The following is an 18,400-nucleotide window of genomic DNA, read 5'->3' on the forward strand; positions in this document are numbered from 1 at the left end:
CGGTAGCAACATCATAAATTATCAGCACGTATTTTTACTTTTGTCATTTCAAACCTCATTTGTGGGGTCGTTAATATTGTCAAAAAACATTATGCTAATTGTATTAAGAATGAGGCCTTATGAAATACTTAGTTAAGCTCCAGCAACTACAAGTATTACAGACTGTAATTATGCAAGGTGGTATTCGTGCAGCAGCAAAGGCTCTTGAACAATCCCAACCAGGGATAACACGTAGTATACAGGAGTTAGAGAAAACGCTAGGAACTCAATTGGTGATGAGAGGGAAATGGGGGTGATACCTACCGAGGCCGGCTTAAAATTTAATGCACGTATAGAAATCATCTTAAATGAGTTAAATCGTGCCCTTGATGAAATTGGCTACATTAATAATTCGATATCTTGCTCCGTTTCCGTCGGTTTATCACCAACACTCATTTCAACCATATTCCCTATGGTGTTAAAAAAATTCAGTTTAAGTAATCCATCTTTGAATGTTTATAACGTGGAGGGGCAAGTCAGTGAGCTTCTACCTTCATTGCGTAGTGGAAAACTTGATTTTATAATTGGCACGGCTATACCTGCAGAGTATTTAAGTGGAGTGGTACAGGAACCCTTGTTTAAAACCGAATTCAAAGTATGCGCTCGCAAAGGTCATCGGTTATCTCGTTGCACTTCATTGAGTCAATTACAGGAGGCTGACTGGTTCTTGCCAATAATGTCATTGGGACAAAAAAACTTACTGGAATTGCTGCTGTTTAATTCTTTAGATAAAATGGTGATGCGCGGGAGCAAGACTGCAGCCTTACAAATGGTTACAACTGCGGATTATCTGACTGTTGCAACCAAGCCTATGGTACGTTCACATTTTCTTTCTCCAAGTATAAGTGTTATTCCGATTGAAGAGCGACTTCCTGATGTCGAATTCTGCCTCTTTTACTCCGCAGATCGGCCCTTAACACAAGCGGCAAAAAATTTAATGGACATATTTTGTTCGGAAAGTAAATGCTACTCTTGGAAGTAAAATAGTGTGGGGGATAGCATATGGTTGTGTCGCGTTAATGGCCACAGGCCAGCCATAGATGATTGCGTCATGTATGGCGATGGCCCAGAGCTCAGCTATGCAGGCCTGAAATCTCTGCAAAAACATCTGGATGAAATGTATACTACATCAGGAACAATCAGATGATGACCCCAAACTACGGTGAAATGTACCGGTATGGAGAGCCGGTTTCAACGGCGTTTGTGGAATCAACGATCAATGAAGTGATAGCCAGACGAATGGCCAAAAAACAGCAGATGCAGTGGAGCAGAAAAGGTGCCTATTATTTGTTACAGACCCGGACCGCCGTTCTGAATAACGAGCTGCAGGATACGGTGTACTTGGCAAGATGTTGTTGTGGATGAACACCCTTGCGGTCCGGTGAGTACGCAAACCACACGGCCGATGGCATCGGTGAGCCTACGTTGCGATCATCGCGCACGTACACCCACAGCCGGGCGGTCCGCGTTTTACTACTGCCCAGCTCCTGTACCGGCACCGGGATGTTGTCGGTATGCACCTTCCCCGGCATCAGTACATACTGGCGCAACAGTTCCCAGAGCAGCTCCAACAGTTCGCTCACCGCTACGGACCACCGCCCCAGCATGATGGCGCCCTTGCAGAATGCTTTCTCGATGGCGGTTATGGCGCTTTGCAGGGCTTTGGCGCGACTTTCCTGCGTGGTGCCCGTGTCCTGCGGTGTGCGAGTGCGTGATGCGTTGATCATTTTATGTTCTCCTCTGGTCGGAAATGAAAAGTGTTATTATAATTATACTGTATGTATAACCAGTATAATATAAGACCGACGAGGAATGGCAAGGGATGATGGTGAGATCAACCGTGCGACGGGCACAAGCCACTCATTTTGAGGTGAATATTTTTACCGGCGATGCGTACAGGTTATCCCCCAAATTTGTAGATAACGTCCTGGCTGTGAGTGGCGCGGCGCCGGTGGCGGAATATGTGGGCCGTGGTGGTGTAAGTATCCCGGCAAAACGAACCATTCACTTTTAGAGATCTTCCGACATACTGATTATGTCCCATTGAGGAGATCGCTATGCGCAAAGCTCGATTCACCGAACACCAGATCATCGCCGTTTTGAAGTCCGTTGAAGCCGGACGTACTGTCAAAGATGTCTGCCGTGAAGCAGGGATATCTGAGGCCTCGTACTACAATTGGAAAGCGAAATTTGGTGGTATGGAAGCGTCTGATATCAAAAAGATGAAAGATCTTGAAGACGAAAACCGGCGGCTGAAACAGATGTTTGCCGAGCTGAGTCTAGAGTGCCGGGCACTCAAAGATGTTATCGAAAAAAGCTTTAAAACCAGCGATAAAGCGTGAGCTCGTCAGCTATCTGACGGCACAGTTTACGATGAGCATACGCCAGGCATGCAGGACGTTATCGCTGAGCAGGACGGTCTATTTTTATCAGCCCGATACCCGGCGCGATGAACCGGTGATCCAGGTGCTGACTGAGCTGGCAGAGCGCTACCCGCGATACGGTTTTAAGAAGCTGTTCCAGTTGCTGCGCAGGCAGGGTAATGCCTGGAACCATAAACGTGTTCACCGGATTTACTGCCTGCTGAAACTGAATTTTCGCCGCAAGGGAAAGCAGCGTTTGCCAGTACGTAACCCGGCACCACTGGTGACACCTGAGGCACTTAACCAAAGCTGGTCGATAGACTTTATGCATGATGCGCTGGTCTGTGGCAGACGCTTCCGGACCTTCAACGTGGTGGATGACTTTAACCGCGAAGCCCTCGCAATAGAAATCGATCTGAATATCCCGGCACAGCGGGTGGTCAGAGTACTGGACAGGATCGTGGCAAACCGGGGTTATCCACTGAAACTGCGGATGGACAACGGCCCGGAACTGGTCTCGCTGGCGCTGGCACAATGGGCAGAAGCTCATGGCGTGATGCTGGAATTTATCAAACCGGGAAAGCCAACACAGAATGCGTTTATCGAACGGTTTAACAGGACATACCGAACAGAAATACTGGATTTTTATCTGTTCAGAACCCTGAATGAAGTGCGGGAAATCACGGAGCGCTGGCTGAGTGAATATAACAGCGAGCGTCCGCATGAATTGTAGTGGTTCGGTCATTCAGGACATCTCTAAAACCTGTTAATGTTAAAACAGTGAATATGAGGTGATACATGCTCAAAACTCGGCGAACCAAACGCACATTCTCCCCAGAGTTTAAACTTGAAGCTATCGAGCAAGTCGTTAAATATCAGCGCGATGTTCGAGAGGTTGCTCAATCACTTGAACTCAATCCTGACCATCTGCGTAAATGGATACGGCTTTATCAACAAGAACTCCGCGGCATTGAGCCGATGGGGAACGCTATTACCCCCGAACAGCGGGAAATTCAGCAGCTTAAAGCGCAGATAAAGCGCCTTGAGATGGAAAAAGAAATACTAAAGCAGGCTGCCGTGTTGATGAGCGAAATCCCCGGAAAATCTGTCCGCTAATCACACGGCTAAAGGTGAAATGGCCGATAGTGACACTCTGCCGTTTGCTGGGGGTTCATCGCAGCGTTTATTATGCTTATGTAAGACGTCCCCTTGATGCTCGTAGAGTGGAGTTACGTAGCCGACTGAGAGCATTTCATGCACTCAGTCGTGGTGCGGCAGGCAGCCGTACACTTAGCCAAATGTTGCGCCAGAGTGGATGTGATGTAGGTCGATGGTTGGCGCGACGCTTGATGACAGAGTGCGGCCTGACAAGCTGTCAACCGCGTAAACACCATTACCGAATAAACGATAATAACAGTCCTGCATTACCCAACATATTGGGTCGCAGATTTACCCCTTCAGCCCCCAATCGCGTGTGGTGTGGCGATATCAGTTTTGTTCGTTTACAGGATAAATGGTGTTATCTCGCTTTGGTTGTGGATTTATATGCACGCCGGATTGTGGGGTCAGCTCTGTCATTAACAGCTGACGCTGACCTGGTGTGTAGGGCTTTACGTAATGCATTGGAAACTCGCCCTCGCAATGGTCGTCTGCTTTTTCATTCAGATCAAGGCAGTCAATATAAAAGCAATAAATATAGAAGGTTACTCTGGCTATATGGGGTAATGCAAAGCATGAGTCGCAGAGGGAATTGCCTGGATAATTCACCAATGGAAAGGGTATTTCGTAGTCTAAAAAGTGAGTGGTTGCCAAAGGGAGGCTATGTTGATTTTGGCAATGCGATACGTGATATCAGCAATTGGATAAACGGTTATTACAACGTTTTTCGTCCTCATACGCATAACGGGGGTATACCCCCTTGTGCGTATGAAGAACAGTGGAGACAGGTTATCCCGGTGTCCTAATTTTGTGATCCACTACACCCTTCCCCGTCTTGAGTGAATACAGAACGTCGGAATAATAGGCACGAAGGTCTTCTTCGACAAAGTTGCTGGATTCCAGTCGCAACGTGCTCAGATCACAGGTTTTCAGCAGTGCCGGTGGCAGGTGCTGCTGCAGAAAGTCGCGTGCCGTTTCCGGGTGAGTCAGAAACTGCTTGAACAAGGCGTCGTGAGGTGTAGGTGTCGTTTTCATGATGACATCGTAGCACGTCGAGCCTTCTGTTCAATATCGTTGCAGTAGAGATTCAGAGGTGGTTTTCGTTCGCCAAATACCTTTTTTAGTCCAAAAAATGGGGGCTATCAGGGCAAACAAGCTACCTGCAGAAAAAGCGCCTATGGCGAGAAAAATACTTTCAGCTAGGCCACCACTTGAATAATCAAACGCAGTCATTGCCATTATGAAAACAACGGCAAACAGGGCCAGGTAGGTGTATTTCTTGCGGATAGGAAACTCGATCAGCCCAGTACGAATGACATTATCCCCAAGCCATCGTCTGACCTTTTCAACATCAATAACAGGCTCGTAAAAAAGCTCCGCTTCCATGGCACTATTGGCATGAGCCAATATATCCTTTAACGAAGGTAAATCAGCTGGCCACTGATGTGTCCTGTTAACGCCATAAGCCCGAAGTAAAGGCCATGCAAAGGCGTAATGACTGACTTTCTGAATGTATCGTCCATCCAGCACGGCCCAAACATCCTTACCCCCGGCGATATCCACGACATAAATCGCAATTCTTTCGGCTTTAGGATAATGATGGGTGTATACCCTGGCAGGGATCTTATCTATCTTGTGATGCCGACAAAAGTTGACGCGATTCTTTCCCTCATGAGGCAAGAACAGACCGAGTTCAGGTATACAGGTATAACTGGTACTGCTTATTCCATATTCCGAAAAAATATGTGATTTTATTTTTTCTTCATCTTCTGTTGATTGATATCGATCTGGCCACCATCGCCAACTACAGCCAAGGGTTTGAGTTACTGGGATTAGTAATGTTTCCGGTGTATGTGTTTCAGAATCCCGGGGCATGAAAGGAACGATGCTGTTAAAGAAACACATTCCAAAATAAGGGCCATACTCTCCCCCTCTCATTGGGCCATGAAGGTCATCAGGAATGTTTTCCGGGCAATCCCTGGCTTTCATGTCGATATCGAACTTCAAAGCAGCGAACTCGCGTGCTGCCTTGATTTGTAGGGCAGACAGGTGAGATAGGTCGATAATATTCATATTTTTCTCATCCATGACCCTTTAATCACTATTTCCTCCTATTAACATCCTGTCATTGTGCGTTTCCATGCCACGGCGTGCCAGTTAGTGAAAATGACCATCGGTTAATTGGCTTATTCGTGGGCGTAATTTAGTTATCATCGCATCAATACCTTCCCCGTTGGCTAAATATTGAATGGCGCGTACGGATCGGAGATCAAAAGGAATGTCATCCATATGCTGCGTAATAAGGATCACCTGTTTACCTAGCGCATGTGCGATACCGGCTTCATAAAACACGTTGGGATTCTTTCCCGACAGGTCACAGATAACCACTGAAGATTTACATATCAAGGAAACCACGTCCTGCATAATGTGCTGATGAACCCATATATCATCTGCGCGGTTACAGCGCATACCCATATCGGCAGCCATCGTCTGTATGGCCTGATATACAGGGGTGAAATTGCCAGCAAATGGCATCATGACGGACAATTGTTGTCGTTCAACCTGATGGATATGATCAATATTAAAAACTTCTGGTTTAGGTATGGCCCCTATATTGTTCCTGAATAAAACTTCGAATAAATCACCATTATTTACAGACCAATGCGTATGGATTAATTGAAAATCAGTCAGTCCGAGATCACGAGCGGAATTTTTTATTGTTTGGGTTGATATCGGTGGAATGGCTGGGTCGAGGCGGTAAGTTATAATCGCCTCACGGCCTGTTTTTTTAACGTTCGTAATATTACCCACTCTGGCAAATGGAGCTCCTCTCCCTTCCAATTCCGTCATAATCAGAGCCGGATATTGTGTGATTTCAGCCAAGGAAAAATCTCCATTGGGGCGAAACCGCTCAACCAGTGGTTCATCTGTCAGGTGATTGGTGATGGAACGCCCTAAATCAAGAGATCCCAAGTTGTCCTGCCAACCGCGTCCATCATCCCAACCAGCATAACTGACTAATAAGTGAAACATTACTCTGCCCTGTCTTTATCCATTATGGGATGATTATACAACTGATGCTGACATTAGGTAAAAAGCTTGTTTTACCTGGCATTATCACTCTTTTTCCCCGGATCAACCCTACCGGCCAACAGGGATGACAGTGTATGGTTTTGCGCCTGTAGGGACTTAAGTTCTCCACTCAGTGCTGCTTTATCCTCCCGTGCGGTGGCGGCTTCAGCCTGAGCGTTGTCTCTGGCTTCCTGCAAGCTTTGCAGTGCCTGACGATGGTTTTCCTCTAGTGCGGTCATCCGGCTCTCTGCTTTTTCGGTGGCGGTGGTCAGCACTTCCTCGGCCGTCTCCCATCGGTTCACGTAACTGATCCAACTGCTCTTCCAGGTCATATGTCTGCGCCGCATCCGCCAGTTCACGCTCAGCCTGGGCGGTTTGCTCACCGGCAGCACGCATCACTTCCACTACGCGGCGTTCTGCGGCTTTAACTGCCTTGTCATTGAGTTCGGTGGCGAGTTGGGCGAGCCGTTCCGTCAATGCGACGGAGACCTGCGTCACTTCTTCAGCTACTTCTACCGGCAGTTCGGCCACCGGCTCGGCGGTAATCTCGGTCTGGCTGGCCTGATAGTGATCCCAGACCTGTTTCAGCCGGGCTGGGTTGCCGCCACCGACCCTGTTGCGTAGCGCAAAACCAGTGATATTACGGCCTTCGGCCTGCAGAATCCATGATCGCGCTGTGCTAATCTTGACAGGATTGTTAAAAAAGCACACTTAGCGTACACTTTTGCAAGCTTGGGCTTCCGCCCTAATAAAGGGAGTTACTCGTATGGACAAAGAAAAAGAAACACGAACTTTTTCGGTCATCAATCCCCGGCCATGGCTGAATTGTCAGCGCAAATTAGCCATAGTTTGAGAGAAAGCCCATTAGCGCCTGAAGAGAAAATGGCGCTAATGATGAAACGATGTATTTCATTGTTTGGCATAATGAAGACTGACACCGCTGAAATGAAAGTATCAGATGGTCGTACACTCAAGCTTACGCTTGAAAAAATACCCTCAAGTTTTCATTAGTATCGAAATATACTCGTTTTATTACTAATGGAGTCAGTGATATGGAAATTGCCAAGAGCTTTTTAGATAAAGTGAATAACGAATTAAAAGATGAGCTTGTGAGTCAGTTAGATCAAAAACTCAGGCGTGTCGTTAATGATAGCTTCCTTGCTCCAGAGGAAGCATTGTTAGTCTTGATGGAGTTAATATTCACACTGTTTGCTGAAACAGAGGGTCATTACGCTGAAATGAAGTTCTCTGATGGCAATGGCGTCCATCATAAATTCACGTTGGAAATTAAAGTTCCAGCAGCTTTGTAATAAAGTAATCTCTACTTATATAAGGAAATACTATGTCTAGCCTGATTTATGTGAGTCTTAATGGAAATAAACAAGGTTTGATTTCCGCTGGATGTTCATCATTCGATTCTATTGGTAACAGAACCCAGATAGGTCATGAAGACCAAGCACAAGTATTAGAGTTAGATCATAGTATCACGCGTGATCAGAACGTACAGCATCATCCTATTCATTTTATTAAACCTATTGATAAGTCCTCGCCCTTGTTAGGGATGGCAATATCTGAAAACGAACTCATTGAAGCGATATTTTATTTTTACAGAATAAATACGACAGGGCAGTTAGAACTTTATTATGAAATAAAAATTACGGAAGCCAGTATTGTCGATATTACGTGTATCTATCCGCATTCAATAAATGATAATGACATGATGCCGCATGAGAAGATTATCCTTAAATATAAATCCATTTCCTGGAATCACCGGATGGCGGGTACGTCTGGTTATAGTATTTGGGATGATAGGGTCTTTTAAGCGTTAGCGGCATAAACTGTGCCCATAACATGATCGTATAGACTGTATGATAATACAGGGGAAAATAAACCTCTTATTGATACAGCCATGTTCCCGCCTTTGCGGATTCTATGATCATATTGACCGTGAGTGGTTTGTATACTTTTCGTTGTAGTTTCTTCCACCACAACCATACAGGCCATTCCGGTTCAAAATATTCATCCAAATCAAAGTTATCATGCGATATCTCGTAACGTGTGAACAGGTCGATTAGCATTTCCTCTAACTCTTCCTGAACAAAATTAAAGTGCTCTTGAAAAGTCCATTCTTTAAGGACGGGCTTTTTGTGTACACTATATTTTTCAGTAAGGTATGTTAGGATTTCGTTTTCATCGACCATTAGAAATACGTCCATTCAATGCGGTGTTCAGGTCGTGCAATCAGATTGTATTTATTCCGTGTTTCTTTGGCTATGATGCTAAAGATGATCATCGCCTGAATGTAGCCAACATAAGGGGCATAACGCCCTACTGCTGTACCGATCTTGCTGGTCATACGGGTTTTCATAAAACCGACAGGTGTTTCTACTTGCCCAACAAAACGCATATCTTTAAAGATCCTTCGAGAGGCTTTAGAGGCTATGCTTGTTCCCCAGGTTGATTTGCCTAACCCTTTCTGTTTCGGTATCAGAGGCCAGCCTGAGATGATCATCGCTGCGCTTTCTATGGCAAGCCCTTCATGTTTTGCAAATTCTTCTACAAATATTATCCAAAACAATTCTTGAGCAGTGACATTGTCCATTCCGTGATAGTAATACGTGCCATTGAGTTCTTCTGTAGTATCCATTCCACTCATTCTCCACATCAAGTAATGGTTATAATAATACCACTTTTAACAATAAGTTAAAAACTGAACAGTTTTAGTTGCTCCGCCCCCTGATCACTGCCTGGCATTCGCCGGTTGGGCTTTACAGGAGAACTACCTAAATCGAGAGCATTTTCGCGATCGAGGCCGCTTACCTGGTGAACCAAATGCTATCACTTTTCGCGACTGGCGCAGCATGCAGAACGAACAACCACTATCATCGTGCGATCCGGGCGGTGCCGGCCTGATTGGGCTTTCCCAGTATAAAGCCTAAGTCTAAGCATTGGCTGGCTTAGTATCGCTTGTCTATTGCATAGCTTAATGCTAATGTACGCATACATTAGCATTGGTTAAGGACGTAAAATGCAGCAAGACGTAGCAGATTCGCTTCGGGAATCCCTAGCGTATTTCCATCAACATTGCCGTTATCCCGCCGAGCGACTGGTTGCGGATTACCAAAAAGAGATCATGAATTATCGCGATGATACGTGGGAAGCGCCACAACGCGCCGCCCGGTTAAGTGCTGCGGTGAAGAACTACAAAACCTCGCAGATGATTGAGTTTATTTTCGATATGGCGATCAATAGCGGTATCGACTTAACGCCACTGGTTGTTAAACGTCTGTGCGCGAGCCTTTTTCAGCGAAAAGGAAGCCAGTCAATCATTGTTGATGTGTTCGGTAAAAAGCGACGCGTCCATCGTAGTGTTGACAGCAATATAGAGAGAATTAATGACATAGCCGAACGGTATCGGCAATCGGCTATGAATTACTGGTCTGAAACATTATCTGATATCGCAAAAGCAAAAATTGGCTATCAGAAAGAAATCCGGGCGTTGAAAAAAGAAAGTCACCGACATAAGTTAACGCTAACGTATGCGTACATTAGCATTAATATTAATAATCTAATAACGTGAAAAGGTGGATAGAATGACTTATGAAGAACTAACTGAACAGGCTACGGTAAGTATTACTCAATTTATGGATCTGGCTAAATCTGCCGAGCATAAATTTTCTGCTGAACTATTTTGTAATGCTGCATGGGGGGCAACCATGTTATGGCGCGATTTAACAAACAAAATGAAGCAGGACAGTGATTGTGAAATATTTGATGCTGTTAACCAGCAAGACGCAGTATTCGAAAAGTTGATTGACAGACAGTCTGTGCCGCTATTAAACGATGACGAATAATATTTACCGGTAAACGACCTAAAGGAATATAATCATGAAGAAAAAAGCAAACTTAATAAACGCTTTGCATCAATGATAGATTGGTGCGGTGGCTATGCAAAATTTGGTGCGATGGCAATGATCGTTGGTGTTGGCGTAGTGTTTCTTTTGCTATCTATCTATAATGCTGATCTGATTGCGATTGTTACCTGCCTCGTTTTCATTCCAGTATTGACAATAGTCTCTGGTAAATTGGTTTCCTGAAAGAGAACGGCTACTGGTGCTATCATTTTCGTGTTGGCCGCGCTCTCCGGGCGTTCCGTTTTGATAGCGCCGCCCTGATTGGGCAATACCCTCAGACTCCCCAACCTCTCTGTACGGCCGGTCCTAGGCCGATTTCCCCTTGTGTCACAATGAATTAGGGATGGTGTTCGCGTTACGCCTGTCGAGGTCGGCGCCAACCGGCGTCAATGATGATTGTTTTTTTACGCAGATTGCGTTTTTTCCCCAATTTTTATGCAATGCTGCCCTGACCGATCACCGATTTATTCGGCTTCACGGCACCGGGGCTGACGCGGCAAAATAGGACACCGGGCACCAACCCGGCGATCGTCGCCAAGTCCAGCCTGGCACAGCGGCCTTTGCAGGACGAAAAAACACAGCGTGCGGAGAATGAAAAATTGAGTATCATCCCCCTCGAGATAGGCCAGATTTCACGTAGCGCGATCAGTCTGCCTGGCGGCTTCGCGCGCGCCGTGCGGCTGCGCGAAATGGCCATGGCCGCCTCACTGGATGTGCCCCGCTACCTGCTGGCGCCGGAAATTGCGGTGCTGCTCGACTACCTGCCCGATCTGCGCCAGCGCATGCTGATTGAAACGTTGTGGAATACCGGCGCCCGCATCAATGAAGCGCTGGCGCTGACACCGGCCGATGTGTATTTCAATGACGACATGTCCTTTGTGCGATTGCGAACCCTGAAGCAACGCGCCCCCGCCCACGCCGCCGGCCGACCAAGGAAGAGCAGCAGCTATGGGAGGCCCCGTTTAGGGCGGTACCGCTACCGGATGCGGGTTACGTGCGCCGGCTGCAGGGCTATTTTGCGACGTTCAAACTGCTCACCCGACGGGCGACGCCGATGTGGGATGTGGCCAGCCAGGAGACACCACGCAACTGGCTTAAGGTGGCGGTCCATCGTGCCGCCCTGGATGGCGTTACCTTCTCGGTCCGCCCCATCACCCCACACACGTTTCGGCACAGCTACGCGGTGCATCTGCTGATGAACGGTGTGCACATCAAACAGGTGCAGGCGCTGATGGGCCACAAGCGACTGGAAAACACCGAAGTCTATACGAAGATTTTTGCGCTGGACGTGACGCCAGACCTGACGTTCTCCCTGCCCGTCGATGAGGCGCGCGGGCTGCTGGCGCTGCCTACCACCAGATAGTAGCCTGGTATTTTACGGTTAATCGTAAATGCGATTTTACAGAAAAGCGCAATTAATGATTTCAGTATTGACGTTGTCCGCGGTTATGCATACACTGCAATGTAATCGTAATTGTTAGTTTGCAGAAATGCGATTTTACAGAAAATCGCAATAACTCATACCAGGAGAGCCTGATGATTATCTCTGTACTGAACCAGAAAGGTGGGGTTGGCAAAACCACACTCAGTGTCAATATTGCTGCACGTTTGGCGGCGAATGGGGCGCGTGTATTGCTGCTTGATGCCGATCCCCAGGGGAGTGCGCTGGATTGGGCCGCGGCGCGGAGGATGCAGGGGCTTTTCCTGTGCTGGGGTTGCCACGCGCCACGCTGCATAAGGATATCGGCAAGTTCACCCAGGATTATGATCACATCATCATCGATGGCCCACCTCGGGTCACGGATCTGGCCCGCTCCGCCATCATGGCCGCTGACCTGGTGGTTATTCCCGTACAGCCCAGCCCGTATGACGTTTGGGCGGCACAAGAAGTCGTCACGCTGATCCACGAAGCCAAAATTTATAAAGAAAACCTTAAATCTGTATTTGTGGTTAATCGTAAAATCGTAAATACTGCAATAGGCCGTGATGTGGGTGAGGCATTATCGTCTTACGAAACGCCCGTCCTGAAGGCCAGTGTTTCACAGCGCGTGGTTTTTGCTGAAGCGGCGGCGGTCGGTAAAGCGGTATTTGAACTCGAACCGGATTCAGCGGCGTCCAAAGAGATCAGTGCGTTGGTTAACGAGATTATGGAGCAATCAGTATGAGTGGTAAAAAAGTGACTTTCGGTGCCAAGCCAACCAAAGCAAATCCTAACGCAGATGCCTGGGTGGAAAGTCGCTCTGTTGAAGAAGAGCAACCGCCGGTTGAGAAGATGAAGCGACTCACTATCGATATCCCGGAGAGCCTGCATAAAGCCATCAAGTCGGCCTGTGCGCTACGGGGCACCAAGATCGCCGATGAGGTGCGTGAGTTGCTGTATAACAAATACGGAAAAGAGTAATTCTGTATTTACGATTAAACGATTTTAAGTCTTCTGCGAAAGTGCTATCACAAGTTTGTTATTTTTAAGGCTCCCTTTCGGCAGCGAGCCTTAAAAGTGTTTTTCTGTATTTAATGAAAATAACATTTCATTAAATACAGAATTAAGGTGTTCTTGCTATGCAACTCTAGAACGTTCCTCCTGTAAATCGATATGCAGTCCCATCATGGCCATGGTGAGCCTGACCTGAACTACGCTGGTGACGGCGCAAAGGTTGGATAACTCCAGTTTTTGGCGGGCTTCTTGCAGCACTTTACGCACCGTCTCCTGGGAGACACCGCGCAAGTCGGCAATGGTTGGGATAGTTAATCCCATGGAATACAGAATACAGGTCATTGCTTGTGTAGGCGTCATTTCAGGAAACAACTCAAAGTAACGCGCAAATTGTGCAGTCTCAATAGCAGCCATTTTAGCCTTCCATCTAGTGGTCCGTGGCCTGTCAGTGGTCTGACAGTTCCTTGATGGTCAGTACCCGCTCGAACCTATGGTTGGTTGATGCGGGTACTGAATGACTTTCCCTGGTGTTGAGCTTGCCCACGCAAAGGTAGGCATTAACTATCATCATTATCTGGCCCCGAATTATGTGGTCTGTGCCGTCGGGTGCCAGTGGCTTACGGTTTCAGTTTGGCGAGCCCCCTTATTGCGTCCTCAAGATACTGACGGGGACAGCCCAGGTTGATGCGTATAAACCCGTTTCCCTGCAGGCCAAAGCTGTTGCCCATTGAGGGTGCAATCTTCGACTCATGGATCAGGGCCTGCTGTAAAGCGTCGTCTTCCAAATCCAAAGCGCGACAATCCAGCCAGGCAAGGTAGGTGCCTTCCGCCCGGGTCATTTTGCACCAGGGCGCGGCATAGGCTAACGCCTGTTCAAACCAGCGCCGGTTCTCGGCCAGATAGCGCAGCAAATCATCAAGCCAGGCCTCGCCGTGCTGATACGCTGCGGTGGCCGCCGTCATCGACAGCGCATTAAAGACATCCAGACCATGGGCATTAAGACGATCGATGAACGCATTTCGGGTGGCAGCATTGGGGATCAGGAAGTTCGAGATACGCAGCGATGATAACCCGAATGTCTTGCTGGCTGAGGTTGCCGAAATGACGTGGTCATGGAGGGCCGCATCCAGGTGCAAGACTGACGTGAACGTCTGCCCGGGCAGAAGCAGATCGGCCCATATTTCATCGGATATCACCGTCACGCCGTGGGTGCGGCAGAGTGTCATCAGTTGCGTCAGTTCGCTATGTGTCCAGCAGCGCCCGGTGGGGTTGTGTGGGTTACACAACAGCAGCAACGGCGGTTTCTGTTGCTCGAAGCACGCCTCAAGATGGTCGAAGTCGAATTGATATCCCTGGAGGCTTTCTGTCAGTGGGTTCTCGATGACCTCCCTGCCATTCATGGTAATGATTTTGGCAAATGAGCCGTAGTAGGGGCCTTGTACCACAACGGTATCACCCGGTTTGCTGAGTAACTGGATAAGTATGGCCTGACCGGGTACCACACCCTCGATGGACGTAAACCATTCACGCTTCAGCTGCAGGTTGTGCCGGTTTGAGAACCAATCCATGACTGCCTGGTAATACTGAGCGTCTCGTTCGCTGTAGCCAAATATGCCGTGTTCAACACGGCTATGCAGCGCTTGTTGGACTTCTGCAGGGCAGGGAAGTCAAAATCGGAGACCCACATAGGCAAAAGGTCGCTGCCATCCAACTGGAGATAGCGTTCGATGAAGTCCCACTTCACTGAGCCGGTGTTATGCCGGTTAACTACCTGGTTAAAATTGGTCTTCACGTCAGGCTACCTTCTGCTGCAGGTCTTTCAGTGGCTGAATCCTGGCAATCCCGAACCCGGTAAACCCATAAATCAGGGCAAATACCACGGCGGCGTAGCATTGGATGGCCCACGGCAGTAAATCCAGTGTGCTGACACCCAGGGTGGTCGCCATATAAATCCCTGCTGATGTCCACGGGATTAAAGGTTCGATGACGGTGCCTGCATCCTCGACGGTTCGCGACAAGTTTTTATTATCCAGACCCATGCGGCGATATGCCCCTTTGAACAGTTCTGCCGGAATGAGCAGGGCCAGTTTTCCGTCGCTTGTAGCGCCGGTCACGAGAATGGTGGTCGCGATCGTTGCAGCAATCAGCTGGCCGGTGGTATGAACCACTTTCAGCAGTCGGTTGATGATAACGCTCAGTGCGCCGGTCAGCGTTAACGCGCCGGCAAAGGAGAACGCGCAGAAGACCAGCAGGATGGTGCCCATCATCGAAAACATGCCGCCCCGGTTGAGCAATCGTGGAACATCGTTGACGATGCCGCTAATGCTGTGCCCCTGCGCCGTAAACATCGACAGGTTAAAACCGTCCATTAACGCATTTAAGCCTTGCTGCAGGTTGAATCCTTGAAGGATAACACCAATGGCGATGGCCAGAGCACAGGCCGCCAGCATGACGGGGATCACAGGTCGTTTGGTGACGGCGCCCCATAGCACTAGGACTGGCGGAAGGATTAACAGCAGGTTGAAGTGGTACAGACCCTCCAGTGCGGTCACGATCTCGGTGACTTTTTCCGGGGTGGCCACGTTGCCAACAACGTTGGTGTGCCCGGCAATCAGATATACCACTGCAGCTAAGATGAAACTCGGTAATGTCGTGTACATCAGGTGCTGGATATGACTGTAGAGATCGGTATCTGCGACGATGGCGGCGAAATTGGTGGAATCAGACAGCGGGGATATTTTGTCGCCAAAGTAAGCCCCAGAGACTACAGCGCCGGCGGCGGCAGCCAAGGGCACATCCAGGCCTGCTGCGACGCCCATCAGGGCGACGCCTACGGTGCCTGCCGCCCCCCAGGAGGTGCCAGTACACACGGAGATCACACTGGTAATAAAGAACGCGGCGATCAGGATATATTGCGGACTGATCAGCTTTAAGCCCCAGTACACCATATAGGGAATGGTGCCGCTGAACATCCAGGTACCAATCAGCCCCCCACGCAGATCAGTATCATGATTACCGGCATGGCCTTGGCCAACTTGGCTACGATGGAATCGATAATGTCATCCCAGCGGTAACCTTGCCACCAGGCTAATGCGGCAGCAATGCCGGCAGAGATTAGCAACAGCGGCTCGATCCGCAGGTTAAGCTGACCGTAACCGATGACGAGCAGCAACAACATGGCCACAATGGGCAGCATTGCTAATCCGAAGTTTAGCGTTTTCTTGTCATCCATGAACAACTCCTGTTAGAGGATGGGGCGTTTACAAAAGCGTAACTAATTCGTTTCGAATGGGGTGTGAGCGAGGGTAGGTGTTCATGTAACCTGTTTCATGAGGTGGTTTTGCGTGAGATAAGTCTCACTTATAAGTGTTTTTTATTGGCACAGGTCATTTTTATCCGATATGGGCCACTGAATCCCGCAGTATCAGATCAGCGGAAAACTGATTATTCTGCGGGGCAGTAGTAACACCAGTATTGAGCTGAAGCGCCAACTTGGCTGCGCAGTTAGCCATTTTTTCTACGGGATAGTGCGCAGTGGTCAAAGAAGGGTGGAGATATTTTGCCAGGGCCACGTCATCAAATCCGACGATTGAGATGTCGTCAGGTAGATTTACCCGTTTTTTGTGAAGAATTCGCATCATGCCGGCAGCCATCACGTCGTTGAATGTCACCACGGCCGTAAACCTGTGCTCGCTGGCCAATATCCTTTCTGCCGCCAGTTCGCCCCCTTCTTCATTGAAGGGGACGCTGATTATCCATGAATCAGGGACGGTGATGCCGGCACTGGCCATTGCCAGTCGGAAACCCTCGAGTCGGTGCTTTCGGTCATCGATCGGGAGGTTTGCCGTGATACAGGCTATTTTTCGGTGTCCGTTCCTGATGAGCTCATGGGTCGCGGTTTGAGCCGCACTGACATTGTCCAACCAGATACAGCGATTGGCGATGCTGGGTAAATAACGATTAATCACGACCATGGCTGGGGTATGGGCGGCGTAGCGTAAAATATCAACATCGTGCATCCTGCTCACATGCGCAACGATGGCTTCACATCCCTGGTTTATCAGGAAGTCTAGGCCACTTTTCTCCAGTTCGGCTTGATGGCCACCATTGCATACCATCAATCTGACGCCTTCTTTCCGCGTAATGTCCTCAACGCCCCGTGCCAGGCGTGAGAAAAATGGGTCATCGAGATTGCCGGTCAGCAACCCCAGCATATTTCCGCTTCTTTTCGCCAGGGCCAACGCGGCAGCGTTTCGCCGATAGTTAAATTCACGCATAGCCTTCTCAACACGTTCGCGGGTCACGGGTTCAACATAGGCGGTGTTATTGATCACCCTGCTGACGGTGGCCACGGATACCCCTGCGCGCTGTGCAACTTCTCTCATTGTGGCCATGTCATATCCTGTTGTTCTTCTATTCAAATTACGGCTTAAGTGTAGTTGACCAGCTCATTAAGGATGTCGCTGCGCTTCGTTTTCTCATCGCCTGACAGCGTCAATAAGTCACCCGTACTTCCCTTACCGCCTGTTAAACCACACCTGCAGCCCGATGACATATTGGCAGCCCCCGCTGATGGCGTGGCGGCGGGCTGCGCCCGTCCTTCAAGCCGCTTTCGCGGCATATCCTCACCGGCGATACGACCACCGACTCGGTATTCCACGGTCGGCCTGACACGCGGCGGTGCCTGCCTGCCATGACATCGGGCAGCAGGGAACGGTGGCCGTACCGGCCTCCTCCTGCACCCCTCGAATGGCGAGGTATTCCTTATGTCCCGATATGTCCTGGGTGACTCCGTGCAGGTGATAGCCGGCTTTCCGTCAAACAGCATTGATTTTGTGCTGACCGATCCCCCTTATCTGGTCGGCTATACCGATCGCAGTGGGCGCAGCATTGCCAACGACAAAAATGATGAATGGGTGCGACCGGCGTTCAGTGAAATGTTCCGGGTGCTTAAGCCTGACAGTCTGGCGGTGAGTTTCTACGGCTGGAACCGGGTAGACACCTTTATGGCTGCCTGGAAACAGGCCGGGTTCCGCGTCGTCGGGCATATGGTGTTTACCAAACCCTACGCCTCAAAATCAGCCTTTGTCGGCTACCAGCATGAATGTGCCTACATTTTGGCGAAAGGGCGCCCGTCATTACCGGCGCAACCACGCTCTGATGTACAGCCCTGGGAATACACCGGCAATCGTCACCACCCGACTGAAAAGCCGGTGTCCATTCTGCAACCGTTGATTGAGTCATTCACGCAGCCCGGCGCGATCGTCCTCGATCCCTTTGCTGGCTCAGGCTCGACCTGTGTCGCCGCCGCTCAGGCCGGGCGGCGCTATATCGGCATCGAGCTTTTGGAGCAGTACCACACCATCGGTCAGCAGCGGTTGTATCGCCTACGCACGCAGCACGCAGCATAACAAAGGGAA

General features: G+C 49.0%; 18 protein-coding genes and 8 pseudogenes. 14 read left to right on the forward strand and 12 right to left on the reverse strand.

Features of this window, described 5'->3' with window-relative positions; all coding sequences use genetic code 11:
- The first annotated feature begins 170 nt into the window (after nt 1-170).
- The 3 genes and pseudogenes from ACQ86O_RS27760 to ACQ86O_RS27770 form a co-directional block, all read left to right on the forward strand.
- Nucleotides 171-296, forward strand: a complete 126-nt coding sequence (locus ACQ86O_RS27760; protein WP_431225980.1) for a LysR family transcriptional regulator — start codon at nt 171-173, stop codon at nt 294-296.
- A complete protein-coding gene (locus tag ACQ86O_RS27765) occupies nt 287-1,021 on the forward strand; it encodes a LysR substrate-binding domain-containing protein (RefSeq protein ID WP_431225877.1) in 735 nt (244 codons plus the stop codon). Before ACQ86O_RS27760 ends, ACQ86O_RS27765 begins: the two co-directional genes overlap by 10 nt.
- Before the next feature lie 54 nt (nt 1,022-1,075).
- Nucleotides 1,076-1,404: pseudogene (locus ACQ86O_RS27770) on the forward strand (ISKra4 family transposase); the annotation flags it as partial.
- Here ACQ86O_RS27770 and ACQ86O_RS27775 read toward each other — a convergent pair.
- Nucleotides 1,374-1,643, reverse strand: a pseudogene (locus ACQ86O_RS27775) (IS66 family transposase); the annotation flags it as partial. The pseudogenes ACQ86O_RS27770 and ACQ86O_RS27775 overlap by 31 nt on opposite strands.
- Before the next feature lie 453 nt (nt 1,644-2,096).
- Between ACQ86O_RS27775 and ACQ86O_RS27780 the strand changes: the two are divergent.
- Together ACQ86O_RS27780 and ACQ86O_RS27785 are read left to right on the forward strand one after the other, a co-directional pair.
- A protein-coding gene (locus tag ACQ86O_RS27780; RefSeq protein WP_431225878.1) for an IS3 family transposase occupies nt 2,097-3,135 on the forward strand; the annotation gives its coding sequence in 2 pieces (ribosomal slippage) (nt 2,097-2,350 and nt 2,349-3,135; 1,041 coding nt in all).
- 65 nt (nt 3,136-3,200) lie between these two features.
- Nucleotides 3,201-4,366, forward strand: a protein-coding gene (locus ACQ86O_RS27785; protein WP_431225879.1) for an IS3 family transposase whose coding sequence is annotated in 2 segments (ribosomal slippage) — nt 3,201-3,465 and nt 3,465-4,366 — 1,167 coding nt in all. Because the reading frame shifts where the segments join, the coding sequence is not laid out codon by codon here.
- 16 nt (nt 4,367-4,382) lie between these two features.
- On the opposite strand, the pseudogene ACQ86O_RS27790 reads toward ACQ86O_RS27785, so the two are convergent.
- The 4 genes and pseudogenes from ACQ86O_RS27790 to ACQ86O_RS27805 all read right to left on the reverse strand — a co-directional run.
- Nucleotides 4,383-4,595: pseudogene (locus ACQ86O_RS27790) on the reverse strand (Rpn family recombination-promoting nuclease/putative transposase); the annotation flags it as partial.
- 30 nt (nt 4,596-4,625) lie between these two features.
- Nucleotides 4,626-5,648, reverse strand: coding sequence for a hypothetical protein (locus tag ACQ86O_RS27795; RefSeq protein ID WP_431225880.1), 1,023 nt, complete (start codon nt 5,646-5,648; stop codon nt 4,626-4,628).
- A 69-nt stretch (nt 5,649-5,717) separates the two neighbouring features.
- Nucleotides 5,718-6,593, reverse strand: coding sequence for a hypothetical protein (locus ACQ86O_RS27800; protein WP_431225881.1), 876 nt, complete (start codon nt 6,591-6,593; stop codon nt 5,718-5,720).
- Nucleotides 6,594-6,931: 338 nt separating this feature from the next.
- Nucleotides 6,932-7,343, reverse strand: a pseudogene (locus ACQ86O_RS27805) (DNA-binding protein); the annotation flags it as partial.
- 341 nt (nt 7,344-7,684) lie between these two features.
- Here ACQ86O_RS27805 and ACQ86O_RS27810 point away from each other — a divergent pair.
- Nucleotides 7,685-7,942 (forward strand): hypothetical protein, encoded by a 258-nt coding sequence (locus ACQ86O_RS27810; protein WP_431225882.1) that lies wholly within the window; start codon nt 7,685-7,687, stop codon nt 7,940-7,942.
- A gap of 32 nt (nt 7,943-7,974) precedes the next feature.
- Complete coding sequence (locus ACQ86O_RS27815; RefSeq protein WP_431225883.1) at nt 7,975-8,454, forward strand: Hcp family type VI secretion system effector; 480 nt, start codon at nt 7,975-7,977, stop codon at nt 8,452-8,454.
- Nucleotides 8,455-8,527: 73 nt separating this feature from the next.
- Here ACQ86O_RS27815 and ACQ86O_RS27820 read toward each other — a convergent pair whose 3' ends face one another.
- Together ACQ86O_RS27820 and ACQ86O_RS27825 are read right to left on the reverse strand one after the other, a co-directional pair.
- The gene (locus ACQ86O_RS27820) at nt 8,528-8,833 is read right to left on the reverse strand and encodes a DUF1493 family protein (RefSeq protein ID WP_431225884.1); all 306 of its coding nucleotides are present in this window, start codon (nt 8,831-8,833) and stop codon (nt 8,528-8,530) included.
- Nucleotides 8,833-9,279, reverse strand: coding sequence for an STM2901 family protein (locus tag ACQ86O_RS27825; protein ID WP_431225885.1), 447 nt, complete (start codon nt 9,277-9,279; stop codon nt 8,833-8,835). The genes ACQ86O_RS27820 and ACQ86O_RS27825 overlap by 1 nt, the downstream gene beginning before the upstream one ends.
- A gap of 381 nt (nt 9,280-9,660) precedes the next feature.
- Here ACQ86O_RS27825 and ACQ86O_RS27830 point away from each other — a divergent pair, with 381 nt between their 5' ends.
- Nucleotides 9,661-10,212 (forward strand): hypothetical protein, encoded by a 552-nt coding sequence (locus ACQ86O_RS27830; protein ID WP_431225886.1) that lies wholly within the window; start codon nt 9,661-9,663, stop codon nt 10,210-10,212.
- Between the two features lie 13 nt (nt 10,213-10,225).
- A complete protein-coding gene (locus tag ACQ86O_RS27835) occupies nt 10,226-10,486 on the forward strand; it encodes a hypothetical protein (RefSeq protein WP_431225887.1) in 261 nt (86 codons plus the stop codon).
- A gap of 764 nt (nt 10,487-11,250) precedes the next feature.
- Here the strand turns inward: ACQ86O_RS27835 and ACQ86O_RS27840 are convergent.
- Entirely contained in the window at nt 11,251-11,448 is a 198-nt protein-coding gene (locus tag ACQ86O_RS27840) for a hypothetical protein (protein WP_431225888.1), read from the reverse strand.
- 92 nt (nt 11,449-11,540) lie between these two features.
- Between ACQ86O_RS27840 and ACQ86O_RS27845 the strand changes: the two genes are divergently transcribed.
- The 3 genes and pseudogenes from ACQ86O_RS27845 (at nt 11,541) to ACQ86O_RS27855 (ending at nt 12,947) form a co-directional block, all read left to right on the forward strand.
- Entirely contained in the window at nt 11,541-11,909 is a 369-nt protein-coding gene (locus tag ACQ86O_RS27845; RefSeq protein WP_431225889.1) for a tyrosine-type recombinase/integrase, read from the forward strand.
- Nucleotides 11,910-12,082: 173 nt separating this feature from the next.
- Nucleotides 12,083-12,711: pseudogene (gene parA, locus ACQ86O_RS27850) on the forward strand (ParA family partition ATPase).
- Nucleotides 12,708-12,947 carry a plasmid partition protein ParG gene (locus ACQ86O_RS27855; protein WP_241389774.1) on the forward strand — a complete coding sequence of 80 codons (240 nt, stop codon included), beginning with the start codon at nt 12,708-12,710 and terminating at the stop codon, nt 12,945-12,947. The pseudogene parA and the gene ACQ86O_RS27855 overlap by 4 nt, the downstream one beginning before the upstream one ends.
- A gap of 156 nt (nt 12,948-13,103) precedes the next feature.
- On the opposite strand, the gene ACQ86O_RS27860 is transcribed toward ACQ86O_RS27855, so the two are convergent.
- The 4 genes and pseudogenes from ACQ86O_RS27860 to ACQ86O_RS27875 all read right to left on the reverse strand — a co-directional run bounded on the left by ACQ86O_RS27860 (nt 13,104) and on the right by ACQ86O_RS27875 (nt 17,374).
- A complete protein-coding gene (locus ACQ86O_RS27860) occupies nt 13,104-13,394 on the reverse strand; it encodes a helix-turn-helix transcriptional regulator (protein ID WP_431225890.1) in 291 nt (96 codons plus the stop codon).
- Nucleotides 13,395-13,597: 203 nt separating this feature from the next.
- Nucleotides 13,598-14,772, reverse strand: a pseudogene (locus ACQ86O_RS27865) (MalY/PatB family protein).
- Nucleotide 14,773: 1 nt separating this feature from the next.
- A pseudogene (gene nhaC / locus ACQ86O_RS27870) lies at nt 14,774-16,212 on the reverse strand (Na+/H+ antiporter NhaC).
- Nucleotides 16,213-16,372: 160 nt separating this feature from the next.
- Entirely contained in the window at nt 16,373-17,374 is a 1,002-nt protein-coding gene (locus tag ACQ86O_RS27875) for a LacI family DNA-binding transcriptional regulator (protein ID WP_431225891.1), read from the reverse strand.
- A gap of 201 nt (nt 17,375-17,575) precedes the next feature.
- Between ACQ86O_RS27875 and ACQ86O_RS27880 the strand changes: the two are divergent.
- Together ACQ86O_RS27880 and ACQ86O_RS27885 are read left to right on the forward strand one after the other, a co-directional pair.
- Nucleotides 17,576-17,677, forward strand: a pseudogene (locus ACQ86O_RS27880) (hypothetical protein); the annotation flags it as partial.
- 69 nt (nt 17,678-17,746) lie between these two features.
- Nucleotides 17,747-18,391 carry a DNA methyltransferase gene (locus ACQ86O_RS27885; protein WP_431225892.1) on the forward strand — a complete coding sequence of 215 codons (645 nt, stop codon included), beginning with the start codon at nt 17,747-17,749 and terminating at the stop codon, nt 18,389-18,391.
- Nucleotides 18,392-18,400 lie beyond the last annotated feature (9 nt).

The sequence above is a fragment of the Serratia sp. L9 genome (assembly GCF_050632285.1).
Taxonomy (GTDB): domain Bacteria; phylum Pseudomonadota; class Gammaproteobacteria; order Enterobacterales; family Enterobacteriaceae; genus Chania.

Bases quoted from the DNA above. Each gene is read 5' to 3' on its own strand.
- ACQ86O_RS27760 (WP_431225980.1), top strand. From the start codon at position 171: ATGCAAGGTGGTATTCGTGCAGCAGCAAAGGCTCTTGAACAATCCCAA.
- ACQ86O_RS27765 (WP_431225877.1), top strand. From the start codon at position 287: ATGGGGGTGATACCTACCGAGGCCGGCTTAAAATTTAATGCACGTATA.
- ACQ86O_RS27795 (WP_431225880.1), bottom strand. From the start codon at position 5,648: ATGGATGAGAAAAATATGAATATTATCGACCTATCTCACCTGTCTGCC.
- ACQ86O_RS27800 (WP_431225881.1), bottom strand. From the start codon at position 6,593: ATGTTTCACTTATTAGTCAGTTATGCTGGTTGGGATGATGGACGCGGT.
- ACQ86O_RS27810 (WP_431225882.1), top strand. From the start codon at position 7,685: ATGGAAATTGCCAAGAGCTTTTTAGATAAAGTGAATAACGAATTAAAA.
- ACQ86O_RS27815 (WP_431225883.1), top strand. From the start codon at position 7,975: ATGTCTAGCCTGATTTATGTGAGTCTTAATGGAAATAAACAAGGTTTG.
- ACQ86O_RS27820 (WP_431225884.1), bottom strand. From the start codon at position 8,833: ATGGTCGATGAAAACGAAATCCTAACATACCTTACTGAAAAATATAGT.
- ACQ86O_RS27825 (WP_431225885.1), bottom strand. From the start codon at position 9,279: ATGGATACTACAGAAGAACTCAATGGCACGTATTACTATCACGGAATG.
- ACQ86O_RS27830 (WP_431225886.1), top strand. From the start codon at position 9,661: ATGCAGCAAGACGTAGCAGATTCGCTTCGGGAATCCCTAGCGTATTTC.
- ACQ86O_RS27835 (WP_431225887.1), top strand. From the start codon at position 10,226: ATGACTTATGAAGAACTAACTGAACAGGCTACGGTAAGTATTACTCAA.
- ACQ86O_RS27855 (WP_241389774.1), top strand. From the start codon at position 12,708: ATGAGTGGTAAAAAAGTGACTTTCGGTGCCAAGCCAACCAAAGCAAAT.
- ACQ86O_RS27860 (WP_431225890.1), bottom strand. From the start codon at position 13,394: ATGGCTGCTATTGAGACTGCACAATTTGCGCGTTACTTTGAGTTGTTT.
- ACQ86O_RS27875 (WP_431225891.1), bottom strand. From the start codon at position 17,374: ATGGCCACAATGAGAGAAGTTGCACAGCGCGCAGGGGTATCCGTGGCC.
- ACQ86O_RS27885 (WP_431225892.1), top strand. From the start codon at position 17,747: ATGTCCCGATATGTCCTGGGTGACTCCGTGCAGGTGATAGCCGGCTTT.